The organism is Labilibaculum sp. K2S (assembly GCF_030372765.1).
Lineage (GTDB): Bacteria > Bacteroidota > Bacteroidia > Bacteroidales > Marinifilaceae > Labilibaculum.
In genome coordinates, this window is record NZ_JAUCMW010000017.1 from 41,275 (window position 1) to 59,423 (window position 18,149).

Consider the following 18,149-nt stretch of genomic DNA (forward strand, 5'->3'; position numbering starts at 1 on the left):
TGCTGTTAAGCGATGAAAAATAATAAAAATTCAGGATCTGTCAGTTGGGAAAGTCCTTCAAATATTGCGCTGATTAAATATTGGGGGAAGAAAGGCAATCAACTGCCTTGTAATCCGTCCATTAGTATGAGTCTTAAAAACTCGCTTACCCGCACAAAGCTTACTTATAAGCCAAATGGTAAGGAGCCATTGAGTTTTTTATTTGAAGGGAAAAAACAATCTTCATTTGAGCAGCGGATAACAAAATTCATCAAAAACTTATCAGATCATTTTAAATTCCTTACTGATTATCAATTATCCATTTCTTCTGAAAACACATTTCCACATTCAACAGGAATTGCAAGTTCTGCTTCGGCTATGAGTTCCCTGGCACTTTGTTTGTGCAGTATGGAAGAGGAAATTGCAGGTGTAAAAATGGTTGAGGATGAGTTTTACCGGAAAGCTAGTTTTATTGCCCGATTGGGTTCAGGAAGCGCTTCACGATCGGTTTATGGTGGTTTTGCAGCTTGGGGAGAAAGCAATTCTTTTTCTAAATCTTCTGATGAGTATGCCGTACCTTTTTCGAAATACACACATCCGGTTTTTCAGGATTTTCAGGATGCAATTTTATTGGTTAGTTCTAAAAAGAAAGAAGTTTCCAGTTCTGCAGGACATCAATTAATGGAAAATCATCCTTATGCAACAGCTCGTTTTGCTCAGGCAAATAAACATTTTGAAAGAATGTTAGGTGTACTAAGATCAGGCGATTTGGAAGATTTTATTGAAATTATGGAAAATGAGGCATTGAGTTTACACGGATTAATGATGAATTCAACTCCTTCGTTTACTTTGTTAAAACCAAATACTCTTGAATTAATTGAGAGAATTAGATCTTTTCGTTTAGGTAGTAATGTTCCTGTTGGATTTACTTTGGATGCAGGACCAAATATACATTTGCTGTATCCTAAATCAGAAAAGGAAAGAGTAGTTCCTTTTATCGACTCTGAATTATCTCAGTTTCTTGAAAATGGAAAGTATATTGTTGATGAAAAAGGGGAAGGACCACAAAAAATAAAAATGTAAAGAGCTGTGAGAATACATCCTGACTTATTTTATGCGAAAATATTACTCTTTGGTGAGTACAGTGTTTTACTAAACTCGATGGGTTTAAGTATTCCTTATACACATTTTAATGGAGAGCTTAGTTTTATAGGTGATGATAAATATACCGATCGGAATTTTGCCAAACGATCTAACCGGGAATTGTTCAAATTTTTAAACTATCTCGAAAATAATTCAAATTTATATAGTGCTTTGCTCGATTTGCTTGCCTTTGAAAAAGATATTAAAAATGGTTTGTATTTTGAATCGAGTATTCCGGAGAGTTACGGCCTTGGAAGTTCAGGAGCATTATGTGCCTCTGTTTATAAGAAATATGGAATCAATCCAATTGGGAACAATAAGAAATTAAAAAATGGTGAAATTATTCAATTGAAGAATGTTTTAGCTCAATTGGAATCTGGTTTTCATGGTAAAAGTTCTGGTTTGGACCCATTGAATTCTTATTTGAAAGTACCTTTGTTAATTCACAATCAGAATGAAATTGAACAGGTAAGTTTGCCAGGGAAAAAATTTGGTGAAGACAGTGCCATCTTTCTAATTAACTCTCAGAAATCGGGAAATACAGAGCCATTGGTTCGTTCATTTTTGAAGAATTGTGAGAACAAAGAGTTTTTGACCTTAATGGAGCAGGAGTTAATTCCAATGAATGATCAGTGTATTCAGGAATTGGTGAATGGAAATGCTGATTCCTTTTTTACAGAGTTATGTCAATTATCAAAGTTCCAATTGACCAATTTTAAATCGATGATTCCCGAGAATTTTCTTGGTTTATGGGCTGAAGGATTAACCTCACAACAATTTTGGCTGAAATTATGTGGATCTGGCGGTGGAGGTTATTTATTGGGTTTTACCAGAAATTATTCCACCACAAAAGATCTTTTGTTGCAAAAGGGCTATGATATTGTAACAGTTTATGAGAATGAAAAATAGATTTCTGTTAAAGTTTGAAATGCATTTTAAAACGCTAATGCAACTTAAAAACTAGCTCTCACAAATATGTAAAGGAATGGTATAAGTTACCTGCGTTCCAGATTGACTCGGATCGTTATTTTTCAAATCAGCAATTTCAAATTTCATTTTTTTAGCGGATTTGAAATTGTAAATTTTAACGCGGTCAAGAGCTATAGATGTAGCAATGGATTTATGAATTTTATTTGTGCTCAATTTTTTTGCCTCGTCAATACCAATCCCATTGTCTTTAATTTGAAATCGTAACGAATCCATATTTTTGGTGAGCGAAACCTTAACCTGTATTTTTGCATTCGGATTATTTCTAAGCATTCCGTGTACTAAAGCATTTTCGACAAAAGGCTGAGCTAACATTGGTGGCACGAGAACCTGATCCTGATCGATGTTTTTATCAATTTCGAATTCATAACTTATTTCATTTTCGAAACGTAATTTCTGAAGACCAATATAGTCCTTTAATGTATTGAGCTCAGTTCGAAGTGTTACAAACTCCTCTCTGGAGTTTTCCAGTATCCCTCTTACCAAACTAGCTAACCGGGAGAGGTAATTATTGGCCTCTTCATTCTTTTTATCGAGTATAAAACTCTGAATGGCCGTTAACGAGTTAAATAAAAAATGAGGATTCATTTGAGTTAACAGCACTTTTTGGCGCAGATCCATAATTTTATGAGCTGTTCTTAATCGGTTAATTCGTAATGAAACAAAAATTGCGATAACACCTAATACCACTATAATCAACAAAGCTACAATCCATGTGTTTTTCTTTCCTAATTCAAGGTTCTGTATTTGACTTTTCTGAGTCAAAAGTTCAAGCTCTTTTTCTTTCTGTTCGGATTCATATTTTGCGGTCAGTTCTTTTACAGCTTTATTTTGGAAAACGGCAATTAAAGAATCATTAATGGAATGATATTTTTTCAGATAATTGATTGCTTCCTGCGGGTGATTTCTTTTTTCTAAAAAACGAGAGTAGTAGAAATAGCTTTCCACTAAATCGTCTGACAAGTTGTTCTCTTTGCTTAATTGAATGGATTTTTGATAATACTCTTCAGCTTTCTTATTTTCATCAATCTCATCGTAAGTGGTAGCTTTGAGTAAAAATACTTTACTTAGTCCCCATTGGTCGTTGAGTTGAATTCGCAGTTTTTCACAAAGATCGTAATAATCCAATGCTTTATTAGCTTGGCCAATTGCTTGATATGATTGACCAATATTCATGAGAATGGTTGATTTTAGTTGTAGATTACTTGTTCCTTCATTTAAGTGTAAAGCCCGTAATCGATAGGTAATTGCCTGTTCGTGATTTTCGAGTTCACTATGCAGAACACCCATGTTAATAAAGATGTTTGTTAGTCCTTTGTTGTCGCCCAGTTTCTCATAAATCTGTTGGGCATACTGATAGTATTCCAAAGCTCTGTCAAAATCTCCCAATGTCTGATGCACTCCTCCAATATTCACGTATACACTGCCTATTCCCTCTTTGTAATCTGCAGATTTGTATATGTTTAAAGCTTCGTAGTATTGTTGTAAAGCTTCATTGTATTTTCTTGTTCTGCGGTATATAATCCCTATGTTTGCGGTTATTTTACCAATATTTAGTGTGTCACCTACTATTTTATATTGTGCTATAGCTTCCCTGTAATAATATTCTGAAGAATCAAAAACACCTTGGTATAAATAGGTTTTGCCCAAAGATTTATAGGTAGTGGCTAAAATGTTAGCATTGTCTGTTTTAAGAGCTAATTCAAGTGCCTGTTTTCCAACCTTAATACTTTCGCAATAGGAGGAATCTCTTAATTTCTCAGCTTTATTTAAAACACGGGTTACTTGTATTTCACTTTGCGATTGAAGCTTGGGTGTCGCGTCAGATTTGGAAAAATTACTTGACAATAACTTGCTTGGTAGTAAGCAATATATGAAGGATAATAAAATAAGATGTTTCATATCGCAAAAGTAATAGCGACACACCAAAAAGAACAATAATTATAGTGTTATTTCTATATTATTAAACATGGCAAGTGTCAAAAAAGAAGATGATACAATGAGAGTTAAAATTGCAGATAAAAATAAGTTTACGTCCTTGTAAATTTCATGAATTAGGATCTGTTGCAATAGAGGTGTAAAGGGATTGTGTAACATACTTGAGTGCCGTGAGAATTTTGATCAAGATGGTTAAGATCGATGATTTCGAAATACATTTTTTTAGATGATTTAAAATTGTAAATCTTAACTCGGTCTAAGGCAATTGATGTAGCGATAGATTTATGATTTTTATCTTGTCTGTTCTTTTTGGCTTCGTCAATACCAATTCCATTGTCTTTAATTTGAAAGCGAAGTAAATCCATATTCTTGTTTAGTGATATTTTCACCTGTATCTGAGCGTTTGGATTGGTTCTCAACATACCATGAATTAAGGCATTTTCGACAAATGGCTGAGCAAGCATTGGTGGAACAAGAACCTGATCCTGATCAATATTTTTATCAATCTCAAATTCATAACTTATTTCATTTTCAAACCGTAGTTTTTGCAAATCAATATAATCTTTTAAAGTCTCGAGCTCTGTTCTGAGTGATACAAATTCTTCTCTTGAGTTTTCCAGTATCCCTCTTACTAAATTTGCTAATCGGGAAAGATAATTGTTGGCTTCTTTGTTCTTTTTATCGAGTATAAAACTCTGAATTGCCGTTAATGAATTGAATAAAAAATGAGGATTCATTTGAGTTAACAGAACTTTTTGTCGCAAATCCATAATTTTATGATCTGCCCGTAATCGGTTAATTCGTAGGGAGACCATAATGGCAACAGCACCCAATATCATCACGATCATTAGAATAATGATCCATGCATTTTTCTTACCTAATTCAAGGTTCTGAATTTGACTTTTCTGCTGTAATAATTCTAGTTCTTTTTGATTTTTTTCGATTTCATAAGTTGCAGAAAGCTCTTCGAAACGCATATTTAATTGAATCACATTCAAAGAATCTCTTACTTGAATCATCTCATTCTGGTGTAAAAAAGCTTTTTGGTAATTACACGTTTTCTGATAAACCGTTGAAAGACTTGTAAGAATATCTTCTCTCCATTTTAGCATGTTGTTAGCTTTTGCAATTTCATCCGCTTTTAATAGTAGTTTTTCGGCTAATGCGTATTTTTCCTGATCAATTGCAATTTTGGCAAGCTCTAGTTTAGCACTAACCACACCGTCTTTATCTCCTATTTTTATTCTAATATCTTCTGCTCTTTGCACATAAATAAGTGCAGAATCCAACTTGGCTTGTGAATGAAGTAAGAAGCCGATATTAAAAAGTAATTTTGATTCAAATAAAATATTTCCGGTTTTAGAATTCTCGTGTAAAGATTTATTGTAGTAATCCAGACTTATTGCGAATTCTTTCCTGGTCTCAGAGATAGCACCTAAATTGCAATAGGCATTTGCGATTTCTTTTATTTTCTTAAATTTCTTAAAATTGCGGAGGGCGTATTGATAATAGGTTTCAGCCTTATTAAATTCGTTTGTTTCAAAATATAAATTCCCAAGATTGTTGAAAACACTACCCAGACCTTCTTCATAATTGGCTTCTTTATATATTTTCAGATTATTAAGATAATACTCTAACGCCTTGTCATATTTACCTTGTTTTCTGTAAAGTAAGCCTATATTACCAAGTACTTTACCGATATCAACCTTTGAGTTGATGGCTTCGAACTGAGGAATTGATTTTTCGTAATAGACGAAAGCTGAATCATAAGTGCCGGCATAGTAATAGTTAATTCCTTGTGTTTTATACGATTTTGAAAGTAGATTGGGATCCTGACTTTCCTCTGACAACAGTATGGCTTTTTGGCAAACCAATATACTCTGTTCAGAAGATACGTTACGCAAATAAGCAGATGAATCCAGATCTTGAAGAATCTGCTGTGTAACTGAATTTTCATTTTGCTGATCAGTATCAACAAGTTTATCGGAATATACAGATGAACTAAAGCAGATCAATATAAAAATCAGAGTCGTACGCAATAGCTTCATAATTAAGAGTTTGTAGTGACGTGAATCAATAGTTTAGATTGGTTTATTCTTATACAAAATAAAGAAATTGTTTCGATAATTTGTACTAAAGATTTATTAATCTTAATCAAAGTCGAATGTATAGAGAGTTAGGAGTAGACTCTTAAATGATTACTTTAAGTAGAAGAGAAGAAAAAAAGCCTGATCTTTCGATCAAGCTTTTCAATATAATGGGATATGTATGTAATTACAAGTTGTAGGTGATTCCAATTCCTGGTAAAAACCCAGTGTTTTTGTAAGCTCCTGTGAAATTCCCACTTGGGTCGGTACCGGTAGTTTTCTCACCTTCGATGTACAATAAAGAAGCATCAACGCTTAATTTATCTGTCAGCATGTAAGAGAAACCTGCTGAGATACCAATTTTATTAGCTCCTGGAGTTTCCGGTGTGTAAAACTTTTTGTTTGTAGGAGTTTCATCGTAGTAGAAACCAGCACGAATATCTAATTTTTCATTAGCCGAATATTGAGCACCGATTCTATAAGTCATGCTGTTATTCCAATTTCTTGTGCTTTTAGAGTCTAATACACTTGCAGGATCATTTTCAAAATTAAAATCCAACGATTTATATTTATTCCATTGTACGAAATTTACATCGGCAGAAACCAACCATTTTTCGTCAATTTGGTAAGCAAGTCCGACATTGAAGCTAGCAGGCAATGGTAAAGTTGCAGCAAGTCCACCGTCAGGAAAAACTCCTTTAATTTGTGCTGGTAAAGCTTCAGGTATTGTAAAGTCAGCTTCACCATCTGCATAATCTAAGTCGATATCTACTTGCGAGCGATACGAAAGACCAATATTTAATTTTCCGGTTGGTTGTAGAAAAACACCTAAGTTGTAGCCATATTTAATTTTACTTCCACTTAGTTCTACTGCACCGTCTGCAATATAGGAACCATCAGCAGGATTTCTAATCGGAAAAGCTTTATTTAAACTAAATTCACCATAAACAATATTTAGTCCGGCTCCTACACTAATCCAATCAGCAAGTTGATAGGATACGGTAGGCTGAATATAAATAGCTTTCAATTCAATGTCTTGAATCAAATATTTTCCAGACCATGATTTACCCCAATCTACCTTATTTCCAAAAGGAGTATAAACACCCAAACCAATTGCAAGCTTTTCATTTACTTTCATCGATCCATATAAATAGAATGGTGTTCCTGTTGGGTTATCTGTTTTCTCTTTGCTTAAAGCTCCTGTGAACTCAGTTTTAATTATGGTTGCAAACCCTCCAACGGAGAAACTATATTTTTGATCTAGTGTAGCTAAAGCTCCTGGATTCCATTGCATACTACTTGCATCAAAATTTAATGCCGTACCAACATGCCCCATACCGGTTTGTTTATTACCTTGAACGTTAACAGCGTAACCTTCAGCCTTTACATTAATAGCCATAACAATTATCACAACGGCTAAACATATTTTTCTTATCATAAGTAGATGATTAATTAATTCGGGGGAAATATAATCCAATTTATAGGTATTGCAAGTAAAATATCAAAACAACGAGTGTGTAAATCTCTTGTATCCCATTGAAATTGGTATGTATAGATGTATCTAAATTTATAAGTAAGATACATGGTTTTGCTTCTTGTATTAGTTTTTATTAAATTATTAATACTTTTAACCTGAATAATAATTTCTTATTCAATTATATGAGCGTTAAGCTGAATAAAAAAACCGGAGGCGATTTCATTTATCAAAGTTTTAAGGAAGGCTACAAAAGCGTTACGCCCTCTTTAATTAATCGTTCGTTTGAATGGAACGATAAACAAATCAATATACTTTTAGAGTCTGCCATGCTTGAATTGGGGGAGCTAAATGCCTATTCTAAATTTTTCCCCGGAATTGATAATCATATTCCTTTATTTATAGCTCAGGAAGTTATTGCATCGAATTTAATCGAGGGAAATAAAAGTGACTTGTATCAAGCTTTCGTTTCTGATGTTTCTCAATCGTTTAAAAGTCAGTATGCACAAAAAGAGATAGCGAATCATATTAACGCGATACATTGGGGGGTAAATGAATTGAAAAAGTTTCCATTGTCTGTTCGTTTGGTAAAAGAGGCGCATAAAATCCTGTGTTCCGATCTTCCTGCCAAGGAAGAATTTGGAGGAAAGTTAAGATCTTTTTTTCATGCTCGTGAGAATCCTTTTGAAGAGGAGCCGAATTATTCGCCACCCAATAAACATGAATTAAAAATATTAATTAATGATGGTAAAAAATTCTGGAGAAATGACGATTTGGAATTACCACAGCTCATTAAAATGGCTATTTCTTTGTATCAATTTGAAAATATTCTGCCTTTTTTGGATGGAAATGGAAGAACTGCCCGTATTTTAATTTTGTTTGAGACTATAAGTTTAAAATTTGTGGCTCGTCCAATCTTCTGTCTATCCGTTTTCTTTGAAAAAAACCGTCTGGAATATTATCATCGTTTAAACTTAATCCGTTCAAAAAATGATATTGAACAATGGATTAAATTTGTCCTTACCGGAGTTAGGGAAACGGCTTTGTATAGCAAGAATCTTTTAGGCAATGTAGAAGGTCTTACGAAGTATTACGAATCGATTATCGAAGAAAAAATGGGTAAAAAACGAAAGCAATCAGCCAAACAATTGCTTTCAGAGTTTTATTCGAACCCATTTATGTCGGTTAGTGATGTGAAGGAAAAATTGCAATTGAGTTTTCAATCAGCAAACTTACTGGTAAAAGAGTTTGAAACACATAACATACTTAAAGAGTATGCCGGTGCCCGCAGAAACAGAGTTTTCTATTTGTGGGAATACTTAAATTTATTTGAGTTGTAATAGAGCCGATAATAAAAAAAAGCTTGATTCAAATGTGAATCAAGCTCTTTTTTTATTTGGGAAGGTTTTATTTGCCCAATACTTCTTTCATTTTTTTACCGATATCTGCAGGTGATTTTACCACATGAATTCCGGCAGCAGCCAAAGCTTTCATTTTTTCTTCGGCAGTTCCTTTGCCACCGGCAATAATAGCACCGGCATGGCCCATTCGTTTGCCAGGAGGAGCAGTTTGACCTGCAATAAAAGCAACTACTGGTTTTTCTACATGTTTAGCGATGTAGGCCGCAGCATCTTCTTCATCCGATCCGCCAATTTCACCAATTAAAACAATGGCTTCGGTTTTAGGATCTGCATTTAAAAGCTTTACCGCATCAATGTGCTTGGTTCCAATAATTGGATCGCCGCCAATACCAATTGCAGTGGATTGTCCTAATCCAGCTTCGCACAACTGATGAACAGCCTCGTAGGTTAATGTTCCTGAACGGGAAATAATACCAATTGTACCTGGTTTGTGAATAAAACCCGGCATAATTCCGATTTTAGCTTCACCCGGTGTAATAACTCCCGGACAGTTGGGGCCAATCAATGTTGTTTTTGGGTATTTTTTAAGATACTCATGAACTTTTAACATATCCAAAGTAGGAATGCCCTCAGTTATACAAACAACCAAAGCAATGCCTGCTTCTGCAGCTTCCATAATGGCATCTGCAGCAAATGGCGGCGGAACAAATATTACTGATGCATTTGCACCGGTTTTTGCTACAGCACCTCTCATGGTGTTGTGAATAGGAATTTTATCCATGAACAGCTGACCACCTTTACCAGGAGTAACTCCAGCGACTACATTTGTTCCATATTCTATCATTTGCTGGGTATGGAAAGCCCCTTCGGAACCAGTGATTCCCTGAACCACCAGTTTAGTATTTTTATCAACTAATACACTCATTATGCTTTAATTGTTTTAAGGGTGGCTACTACTTTTTCGGCAGCATCCCGTAATTCTGTTGCTGCAATAATATTCATTCCTGATTCTTCCAAAAGCTTTTTACCTTCTTCAGCATTGGTTCCCTGTAAGCGAACCACAATCGGCACTTTAGTATCAATATTCTTAATGGCTTCGATAACTCCTTTGGCAACCCGGTCGCAACGAACAATACCTCCAAAAATATTAATCAGCACTGCTTTCACACTGCCATCCGAAAGGATAATTTTAAAGCCTTTTTCAACTGTTTCTGCAGAAGCGGCTCCTCCAACATCCAAAAAGTTAGCTGGTTCACCACCTGTAAGTTTAATGATGTCCATGGTTCCCATTGCCAGTCCGGCTCCGTTTACCATACAACCAATATTTCCATCCAGTTTAATGTAATTTAAGCCAGATCTGCCTGCCTCAATTTCCAATGGTTCTTCTTCATCCAAATCGCGCAAAGCAGTAATGTCTTTATGGCGATACAATGCATTGTCATCAAAATTGGCTTTGGCATCCAAGGCAATTACATCACCTTCTTTGGTTACAACCAATGGGTTGATTTCAAAAATGGAAGCATCAGTTCCTATATATGCGTTGTAAAGAGCCATTAGAAACTTAACCCCGTTTTTAAAAGCATCTCCGGTTAAATTTAGAGCAAATGCCATTTGTCTGGCTTGAAAAGCTTGTAAGCCAACAGCAGTATCAACAGCCACCTTCATAATTTTTTCAGGAGTTTCTTCGGCTACCTTTTCAATTTCCATTCCACCTTCAGTAGAAACCATAAAGGTAACTTTTGAGGCAGCACGATCCATTACAATTCCGGCATACAACTCGCGATCGATATTTGAGGCAGCTTCAATAAGAATCTTTTTTACCAAATTTCCTTCCGGACCGGTTTGGTGTGTAATCAATGTCATCCCTAAAATGTCGTTTGCATAACGAGTTACATCCTGAGCTGTGGGTGCAAATTTAACACCTCCGCCTTTTCCTCTTCCACCTGCGTGGATTTGGGCTTTTACAACTACGGGCAGACCAATTTCGGCGGCAGCCTTTTCAGCTTCCTGAACCGAAAAAGCAATCTTGCTTTCGGGAACAGGTACACCAAACGACCGTAAAATTTCCTTTGCTTGATATTCGTGAATCTTCATTCTTACTAATTTTTTGTTAGGCTTGGAAAAGACCTGCTATTGATCAGTGTTTATTGTTTTGATTGATTTTGAACAAGTAAGCAAGTCGGTAACTATTAATATTTAAATGGTTAATTTTTTGACGAACCTAAATATATAAATATCTGCATGAAATAAAAAGTACATTTGCTGTAAATTTAAAAGAGTTTTGAATCTTTTTATTTTCTGAATTTTTGTAGGGTCAGGAGTGATTGAAAATTAGCTGAACTAAGTTGAGAACAGAAAAACATGTAAAAACTTCCATTTATCGAATAAAATGAAGATTATCCCGATAAAATGAGGGAAGAGACTGTCATATTTAGTAATTTCAAACTCGAAGCAAATAATCCATGGTGATTGGATATTTATTGAATGTGGTCAATGATGGTAAATATTTTATTAGGTTAATTATTTGTTTTAATTTTAATCAGAAATTTAAAAGCAAAAAAAATGAGCACATATTATAACAAGGTAAAAGATTACCTGTTGAATTTAGAATTCAATATTATTAAAGAAGATAAGGTAGAAGAGCTGTTTGTGGTTGAAAATCCGGAAGGTGGAATTGCAAATCTGATTGTTGATTGTGAAGATCCGATTTTGATTGTTGAAGGTGTATTGTTTGAGCTGACAAATGATAATCCTGAAATTTATAAAGCTTTACTGAAAAAGAACAGAGAAATTATACATGGTGCATTTGTTCTCGATGGATCAGGAAAAAAAGTTCTTTTTAGAGATACTCTTCAGCTGGAAAATTTAGATCAGAATGAATTAGAGGCAACACTTAACTCTTTGGAAATGTTATTAAGTGAGTACTCGGAAGAGATTATTTCATATTCAAAATTGTAACCTAATAAATCAATATACAAAATGGGAATTTTTAGTAGATTATTCAACGTGGGCAAAGCAGAAGCTCATGCCGCTATAGATAAGTTAGAGGATCCGATTAAGATGACCGAGCAGGGAATCAGAGATCTGAAAAATGATTTAGATAAGAGTTTGCAGGCTTTAGCAGAGGTTAAGGCAATGGCAATTCGAAGCAAAAGAGAATTAAATGAGCAAAAATCAGTAGCTAAAAACTACGAGCAAAAAGCAATATTATTATTGCAAAAAGCCGAAAGAGGTGAGCTTGAAATGTCGGAAGCGGAACGTTTGGCAACCGAAGCTTTAGCGAAAAAAGAAGATGCAATTTCTACGGTAGCAAGATCTCAGGAAGAAGTTGTTAAATTTGATGCCAGCATTAGTCAGTTGGATACGAATGTGAAGAAGTTGAAATCGACCATTACCCGTTACGAGAATGAGTTGAAGACTTTAAAGGCTCGTGCCCGCGTTAGTCAGGCTACTCAAAAAATTAACAAACAACTTTCCGGTATTGATAGTTCGGGAACGGTTGGGATGTTGGAGAAAATGAAAGATAAAGTGGCGCAGCAAGAGGCAATGGCCGAAGCGTATGGTGACATTGCTTTTGAAAACCGCAGCTTAGATGATGAAATTGACTCTACTTTAAACGAAACTAATGTGAAAGCATCCAATGCATTGGAAGAGTTAAAAGCAAAAATGAAAAATTAAAGAGCAGCTGTTTTTACAAATTTGAACGAAATTTAAAATGGGATTGACCGATTTTTTTAAACGGAAACAGCCGAAATACGACAGCACCAATATCCGGGTTACCGACCTGGATGTTGGTTTTGTTTTTGAGTATGATCTGTCGAGCTGGGAAGTGCAGACGAGTTATGAGTATGATTGGGGCGATAATTATTTTTCAAAGGAATATAAGATTAATAATGGCAGCAAAACACTTTTCCTTTCTGTAGAAGATGATGATGAAATAAGCCTGTCGGTTTGCGATAAGATTAAAGTTCGTGAATTGGGCGAGAAGGTACTTGCAGATTTATTATCAGATCAGAAACCTCCAACGACCTTAATCTACAAGGATAAGAAATATTTCCTTGATCAGGAATCACCGGGTTACTTTAATGATAAAGCCCGTGGAGAGGATTGGGTGGAATTTATTTCATGGGATTTTGTTGATGAATCCGGAGAATATATTGTTACCATTGAGCAATGGGATGAAAAAGAATTTGAAGCTTCGGCCGGTAAGGCAATAAAGGAATTCGAAATATCTAATATTTTACCTAAATAAGTTAGTAAGAGTTATTAATGAAAAGCATCTGACTTTCATCGATAACTCTTAACTCGTAATTATAAACTACAATTTATGAACACAGTAACTAAAGTAATCATTGGGATTATTGTAGTGTTTTTTATAGCAAAGACTTGTGGACGATCAGGATCTTCCTCCTCTTCTTCAGTTGCTGAAACATGGAAAAAATCTCCCGTTGATAATCTGATTAAGGAGTTGAATGATGAACAGAACTTCTCGATAATCCTATTCGATATGGATGCTAATGAAGGTTCTGACGATTACCGTCATCAATATCAGGTGATTATTCAGCATCCCGACACGGTAGTAGAACAAAAGTCCGCCTGGAAAAATGTGAGCGAGCCTTTCTTTACTCAGAATATCAATAATATGGGGATGGAAATTGCCTCGAAAAAAGATGGTGTTGTAACGAAGCAAGCTGTACCTGCAGGATACAATCACTATGTTGGAAATGAGAAATACGGACGATGGGAAAATCGTGGCGGGTCTTCTTTCTGGGCGTTCTACGGACAATATGCTTTCATGTCGCACATGTTCAATATGGGATCGTACCGACGTTCTTATTGGAATGATTATCGTAGTGGTGGCTATTATGGAAGTTCAAGAGGATATTACGGCCCTCGCGGAAGTAGTCCGGTTTATGGAACGAAATCTTATACCTCTTCCGGTTCGGGAAGCAGCAGTAAGTGGGGAAGTAAGCCTTCCACATTTAAGGATAAGGTTCGAAGTAGAGTAAGTCGTTCTTCAAGTTCAAGCAGTGCAAGATCTTCAAGCAAAACAACAAGAAGTTCATCAAGATACCGCACAAGTTCAACACGCTCCCGCAGCGGTGGATTTGGAAAATAATTTTTGGCGTAACGAGTATTAGTCCATAGTCTTTAGGCAAAATGCGATATTTCTATTTACTAACTACTAATTACTAATGTACTAAAACAAATACTTATGATATCATTATCAGAAATTTCGTTTATCGTTTATGATGCTGTGGTTTATATCATGGCAGCATTTGTCATTTTCCTAATCGGAAAATTTATTTATCAATTGCTTCACCCTTCTTTTAAAGTGAAAGAGGAGTTGGTGAAGAAAGATAACTTTGCCTTTGCCATTTCTCATGTGGGATACTATATCGGCTTATTGTTTTCAATAGGAAGTGCAATTGTAGGACCATCAAATGGTTTGGTAAATGATGTGATTGATATTGCCGTTTACGGTTTGTTGGCCATCGTACTTTTGAATATCTCTATATTTTTATCTGATTATTTAATACTTCGAAAATTTTCAGTGCGTAAGGAGATTATCGAGGATCAGAATGTTGGAACCGGAGTTGTTGAAGGAGCTGTTTCGGTAGCATCAGGTTTAATTATTTTTGGAGCTGTTTCGGGCGAGAGCGAAGGGCTTTTGTTTGGAGTTCTTACGGCCGTTGTTTTTTGGGCATTTGGTCAGATTGCTTTAATTGTAACTACACGCATTTATAATTGGATTACTCCATACAATTTGCACGAGCACATCGAAAAGGATAATGTGGCAGTTGGTGTTGGTTTTGCCGGAGCCATAATTGCGATCGGAAATTTAATTCGTTTTGGATTAACCGGAGATTTTGAAGGATGGTTGCCAAGCTTTGCCGAAGCAGGTTTTGAGCTTGTTGTAGGTATTGTTCTATTGCCGGTTATGCGTTTAATCACAGATAAGATATTACTGCCGGGCGAGCGGTTAACCGATGAAATTATCAATCAGGAGAACCCAAATGTTGGAGCGGCTTTGATTGAAGCATTTGCTTACGTCGGTGGATCGGTTCTAATTACCTGGTGCCTGTAATAATTATAAATTAAGAATTATCAATTATGAGTTGGATTGATAAAATTCATAACTCATAATTCGTACTTCATAATTCTCTGAAAGTGTTCAAGAATAAATCAACATTATTAAAAGCGGCAATTTTTGCCACTGGTTTTTCCGGTGTGGTGGCAGAGTATATTTTGTCCACTTTAGCTCAGTATTTCTTAGGCAATTCTGTTTTTCATTGGGTGATGATTATCTCACTCATGTTATTCTCAATGGGTTTGGGTAGTCGAATTACTAAAAACTTTGAGACCGGATTATTGAAACGCTTTCTGATATTGGAATTCGCATTATCATTTATCGTTTCCTTTGCCGCTTTACTGGTCTATACAGCTTCGGCATATACACAGTCTATCGGGATTTTAATATATAGTCTTGCAATTTGTATTGGATTGTTGATCGGAATGGAAATTCCTTTGGTGATACGTATCAACGATGATTACGAGAAATTAAGGTTCAATATCTCCAATATTTTAGAAAATGATTACTATGGAAGTCTGCTTGGAGGGATATTTTTTGCCTTTATCGGATTACCGGTATTTGGATTGATTTATACACCTTTTATTCTAGGTTTTGTAAATTTCTCTGTCTCGATTGTGGTGTTGATTTTTCTTTGGGATCTTTTGAAATCCTCAGAGAGGAAAGTGTTGATTGTCTTAGGTACATTTATCATGATTTCGCTAACCACGGGAGTTTTTGTTACCGATCCTATCATTAAGTATGGTGAGCAGCAAAAGTATTCCGACAAGGTGATTTTTACGGAGCAAACCAAATATCAGCGTATTGTTATAACCAAATGGAAAAATGATTATTGGCTATATCTGAATGGTAATGAACAGTTATGTACGCGTGATGAATTGATGTATCATGAGCCTTTGGTTCATCCGGCTATGACATTGCATCCAAATCCGGTTAATGTGCTGGTATTAGGTGGTGGTGATGGTTGTGCGGTTCGGGAAATTTTAAAATATCCTAAGGTTGAGAAAATCACCTTAGTTGATTTGGATCCAGCCATGACCAAATTGGGAAAGACGAATCCGATCTTGACCAAATTGAACCAAAACTCGCTGAATAATGCAAAGGTTGAGGTATTGAATGATGATGGCTACAAGTATTTGATGGCAAATGACGACTATTACGATATTATAATTATTGATTTGCCCGATCCTCGCAGCATAGAATTGGGGCGATTGTATTCACATGAATTCTATAAGCTGTGCTACAAACACATGCGTCCGGGAGGAGTGATTGTTACTCAGGCAGGCAGTCCGTATTTTGCAACGCAGGCATTCTCGTGTATTTTAGAGACAATGAAAAGTGCAGGTTTCGAAACAGTTCCGATGCACAATCAGGTAATCACTTTAGGCGAATGGGGATGGAGTTTAGGGGTAAAACAGCCTGTGGATGCAAATGTGAAAAAGCAATTGCAGAATCTGGAATTTGATGTGCCAACACGTTGGATCAATAAAGAGGCCATGGCTTTGATTACTTCTTTTGGCAAGGATATTTATCCTTGGGAAAAGGATAGTGTGTCTATCAACCGAATTCATGAACCTGTGCTGTATAAGTATTACCTGAAAGGCAATTGGGATCTTTATTAAAATAGGTGTAGTCTTGTAGTATGCTACAAGACATTTGAACCGATTCATCATCATAAATCAGCGTCTAAAATTAGTGTCGAATGGAGACGAGAGCAAAAATATTAGCAGCAAAAATTCACAATCTTCGATTTTGGGTTTCGGAAAGTAATCCAGAAGTTTTACAGACTGTATTTCAGGATTATTTGGAGCAGGTTGGCTTTGTGATTTTGAATTTTACCGATCATCATTTTCCGGTTCAGGGATATACTGCTTTTTGGTTGCTGGCTGAATCACACTTAGCCATTCATACTTTTCCGGATAAGGGGTGGTCGTATGTTGAATTGAGCAGTTGCAATCAAAAAAAATCAGAAGATTTCCAAAGTTTGGCAAATGCCGGTAAGCTTGACATTAAATGGAACGGTGATGGAGTAGAGATTTGTGTACCGGAATAAGCAGAATCACATGAAGAAAAGGCTAAGCATTTTTATTGCATTTTTAATATACGTAATTGCCATACTGGGAATTAAATATTTTGAGGGGCAATCGCCTGATTCAAATATCAAGACAATTGGAGATGCTTTTTGGTATGCCATTGTTACTCTTACAACGGTGGGATACGGTGATTTTTATCCAGTAACATTTGCGGGTAAAATTATTGGCTTACTTGTAATTATTGGAAGTTTGGGAATATTGGGATTTGTTATTGGTGAAGTAACTGTTAGATTTAATCAGTATATGGAAAAGAAAAAAAGTGGTTTCTGGGGAAGTGATTTTGATAATCATTACATCATTATTGGCTGGAATGAATTTGGACAAAAAGTTGCCAGTCAAATTATTCAGGCAGGACAAAAAGTAGCTTTTGTAACCAACAACAAAGCTGATTTGGATTTGATTTCTGATTTGTACTCTTCGAAAAATACATTTAGTCTTTTTGCTGATTATTCTAATGTTGAAGCTTTAAATAAAGTGAATGTTGAGCGTTCAAAAAGAATATTTGTGAATTTCGATGACGATTCGGAAACCTTGGTTTTTGTGATCAACCTAAAGAAAAGATACCCTGAGGCAAATGTAGTTGTTACTTGTTTAAACCCTAGTTTGAGAGAAACTTTTGTGAATGCAGGTATTGTTCATGTAATTGCACAGAGTGAAGTTGCTTCAAAACTAGTTGCATCCTACTTGTTCGAACCTTATGTAGCTACCTATACCGAAGATTTAATTTCTACAAGTGTTGCTGATGAAGATTCGGACATTCAGCAGTATATAATTACTGCAGATTGCGATTTTTCCGGTGAGGAATATATGGCTGCTTTCATGAAACTGAAGCTGGATCATAACGCAATTTTAATTGGAATGGTGAAGGAGGGCAGGTTAATGAAGAATCCGCCAAAGGGAACAATGATTGCAACGGGTGATTACTTGATTTTAATCTCCAGCGGAGAAACTAAAAAGAATCTGGAGAATTTCTTTGGTGTGAAGGAAGGTGAGTAA

The 18,149-nt window shown here is 35.6% G+C and carries 16 protein-coding genes; 11 read left to right on the top strand and 5 right to left on the bottom strand.

Features of this window, described 5'->3' with window-relative positions:
• Positions 1-12 precede the first annotated feature (12 nt).
• Both mvaD and QUH73_RS16200 read left to right on the top strand, forming a co-directional pair.
• Positions 13-1,062: a diphosphomevalonate decarboxylase gene (gene mvaD, locus QUH73_RS16195; protein ID WP_289531482.1), complete on the top strand. Its 1,050-nt coding sequence runs from the start codon at positions 13-15 to the stop codon at positions 1,060-1,062.
• A 6-nt stretch (positions 1,063-1,068) separates the two neighbouring features.
• Complete coding sequence (locus tag QUH73_RS16200; RefSeq protein ID WP_289531483.1) at positions 1,069-2,031, top strand: GHMP family kinase ATP-binding protein; 963 nt, start codon at positions 1,069-1,071, stop codon at positions 2,029-2,031.
• Positions 2,032-2,082: 51 nt separating this feature from the next.
• On the opposite strand, the gene QUH73_RS16205 is transcribed toward QUH73_RS16200, so the two are convergent.
• The 3 genes from QUH73_RS16205 to QUH73_RS16215 all read right to left on the bottom strand — a co-directional run bounded on the left by QUH73_RS16205 (position 2,083) and on the right by QUH73_RS16215 (position 7,572).
• Entirely contained in the window at positions 2,083-4,011 is a 1,929-nt protein-coding gene (locus tag QUH73_RS16205) for a tetratricopeptide repeat-containing sensor histidine kinase (protein ID WP_289531484.1), read from the bottom strand.
• 152 nt (positions 4,012-4,163) lie between these two features.
• Positions 4,164-6,095, bottom strand: a complete 1,932-nt coding sequence (locus QUH73_RS16210; RefSeq protein ID WP_289531485.1) for a tetratricopeptide repeat-containing sensor histidine kinase — start codon at positions 6,093-6,095, stop codon at positions 4,164-4,166.
• Between the two features lie 226 nt (positions 6,096-6,321).
• Entirely contained in the window at positions 6,322-7,572 is a 1,251-nt protein-coding gene (locus QUH73_RS16215) for an OmpP1/FadL family transporter (RefSeq protein ID WP_289531486.1), read from the bottom strand.
• 221 nt (positions 7,573-7,793) lie between these two features.
• Here QUH73_RS16215 and QUH73_RS16220 point away from each other — a divergent pair, with 221 nt between their 5' ends.
• Entirely contained in the window at positions 7,794-8,948 is a 1,155-nt protein-coding gene (locus tag QUH73_RS16220) for a Fic family protein (protein ID WP_289531487.1), read from the top strand.
• Between the two features lie 67 nt (positions 8,949-9,015).
• Here QUH73_RS16220 and sucD read toward each other — a convergent pair whose 3' ends face one another.
• Complete coding sequence (gene sucD / locus QUH73_RS16225; RefSeq protein WP_289531488.1) at positions 9,016-9,894, bottom strand: succinate--CoA ligase subunit alpha; 879 nt, start codon at positions 9,892-9,894, stop codon at positions 9,016-9,018.
• Positions 9,894-11,063 carry an ADP-forming succinate--CoA ligase subunit beta gene (gene sucC / locus QUH73_RS16230; protein WP_289531489.1) on the bottom strand — a complete coding sequence of 390 codons (1,170 nt, stop codon included), beginning with the start codon at positions 11,061-11,063 and terminating at the stop codon, positions 9,894-9,896. Before sucC ends, sucD begins: the two co-directional genes overlap by 1 nt.
• A 468-nt stretch (positions 11,064-11,531) precedes the next feature.
• On the opposite strand from sucC, the gene QUH73_RS16235 reads away from it, so the two are divergent.
• The 8 genes from QUH73_RS16235 to QUH73_RS16270 all read left to right on the top strand — a co-directional run bounded on the left by QUH73_RS16235 (position 11,532) and on the right by QUH73_RS16270 (position 18,149).
• On the top strand, positions 11,532-11,927 hold the full coding sequence (locus QUH73_RS16235; protein WP_289531490.1) for a YbjN domain-containing protein: 396 nt from the start codon (positions 11,532-11,534) through the stop codon (positions 11,925-11,927).
• A 21-nt stretch (positions 11,928-11,948) separates the two neighbouring features.
• Positions 11,949-12,647 (top strand): PspA/IM30 family protein, encoded by a 699-nt coding sequence (locus QUH73_RS16240; RefSeq protein WP_289531491.1) that lies wholly within the window; start codon positions 11,949-11,951, stop codon positions 12,645-12,647.
• Positions 12,648-12,684: 37 nt separating this feature from the next.
• Positions 12,685-13,221: a DUF4178 domain-containing protein gene (locus QUH73_RS16245; protein WP_289531492.1), complete on the top strand. Its 537-nt coding sequence runs from the start codon at positions 12,685-12,687 to the stop codon at positions 13,219-13,221.
• Between the two features lie 75 nt (positions 13,222-13,296).
• The gene (locus QUH73_RS16250) at positions 13,297-14,088 is read left to right on the top strand and encodes a hypothetical protein (protein ID WP_289531493.1); all 792 of its coding nucleotides are present in this window, start codon (positions 13,297-13,299) and stop codon (positions 14,086-14,088) included.
• A gap of 96 nt (positions 14,089-14,184) precedes the next feature.
• Positions 14,185-15,057: a DUF350 domain-containing protein gene (locus QUH73_RS16255; RefSeq protein ID WP_289531494.1), complete on the top strand. Its 873-nt coding sequence runs from the start codon at positions 14,185-14,187 to the stop codon at positions 15,055-15,057.
• Positions 15,058-15,140: 83 nt separating this feature from the next.
• Positions 15,141-16,682 (top strand): polyamine aminopropyltransferase, encoded by a 1,542-nt coding sequence (locus tag QUH73_RS16260; RefSeq protein WP_289531495.1) that lies wholly within the window; start codon positions 15,141-15,143, stop codon positions 16,680-16,682.
• Positions 16,683-16,762: 80 nt separating this feature from the next.
• The gene (gene speD / locus QUH73_RS16265; protein WP_289531496.1) at positions 16,763-17,113 is read left to right on the top strand and encodes an S-adenosylmethionine decarboxylase; all 351 of its coding nucleotides are present in this window, start codon (positions 16,763-16,765) and stop codon (positions 17,111-17,113) included.
• Between the two features lie 10 nt (positions 17,114-17,123).
• On the top strand, positions 17,124-18,149 hold the full coding sequence (locus QUH73_RS16270; RefSeq protein WP_289531497.1) for a potassium channel family protein: 1,026 nt from the start codon (positions 17,124-17,126) through the stop codon (positions 18,147-18,149).

Bases quoted from the DNA above. Each gene is read 5' to 3' on its own strand.
- mvaD (WP_289531482.1), top strand. From the start codon at position 13: ATGAAAAATAATAAAAATTCAGGATCTGTCAGTTGGGAAAGTCCTTCA.
- QUH73_RS16205 (WP_289531484.1), bottom strand. From the start codon at position 4,011: ATGAAACATCTTATTTTATTATCCTTCATATATTGCTTACTACCAAGC.
- QUH73_RS16210 (WP_289531485.1), bottom strand. From the start codon at position 6,095: ATGAAGCTATTGCGTACGACTCTGATTTTTATATTGATCTGCTTTAGT.
- QUH73_RS16215 (WP_289531486.1), bottom strand. From the start codon at position 7,572: ATGATAAGAAAAATATGTTTAGCCGTTGTGATAATTGTTATGGCTATT.
- QUH73_RS16220 (WP_289531487.1), top strand. From the start codon at position 7,794: ATGAGCGTTAAGCTGAATAAAAAAACCGGAGGCGATTTCATTTATCAA.
- sucD (WP_289531488.1), bottom strand. From the start codon at position 9,894: ATGAGTGTATTAGTTGATAAAAATACTAAACTGGTGGTTCAGGGAATC.
- sucC (WP_289531489.1), bottom strand. From the start codon at position 11,063: ATGAAGATTCACGAATATCAAGCAAAGGAAATTTTACGGTCGTTTGGT.
- QUH73_RS16235 (WP_289531490.1), top strand. From the start codon at position 11,532: ATGAGCACATATTATAACAAGGTAAAAGATTACCTGTTGAATTTAGAA.
- QUH73_RS16240 (WP_289531491.1), top strand. From the start codon at position 11,949: ATGGGAATTTTTAGTAGATTATTCAACGTGGGCAAAGCAGAAGCTCAT.
- QUH73_RS16245 (WP_289531492.1), top strand. From the start codon at position 12,685: ATGGGATTGACCGATTTTTTTAAACGGAAACAGCCGAAATACGACAGC.
- QUH73_RS16250 (WP_289531493.1), top strand. From the start codon at position 13,297: ATGAACACAGTAACTAAAGTAATCATTGGGATTATTGTAGTGTTTTTT.
- QUH73_RS16255 (WP_289531494.1), top strand. From the start codon at position 14,185: ATGATATCATTATCAGAAATTTCGTTTATCGTTTATGATGCTGTGGTT.
- speD (WP_289531496.1), top strand. From the start codon at position 16,763: ATGGAGACGAGAGCAAAAATATTAGCAGCAAAAATTCACAATCTTCGA.
- QUH73_RS16270 (WP_289531497.1), top strand. From the start codon at position 17,124: ATGAAGAAAAGGCTAAGCATTTTTATTGCATTTTTAATATACGTAATT.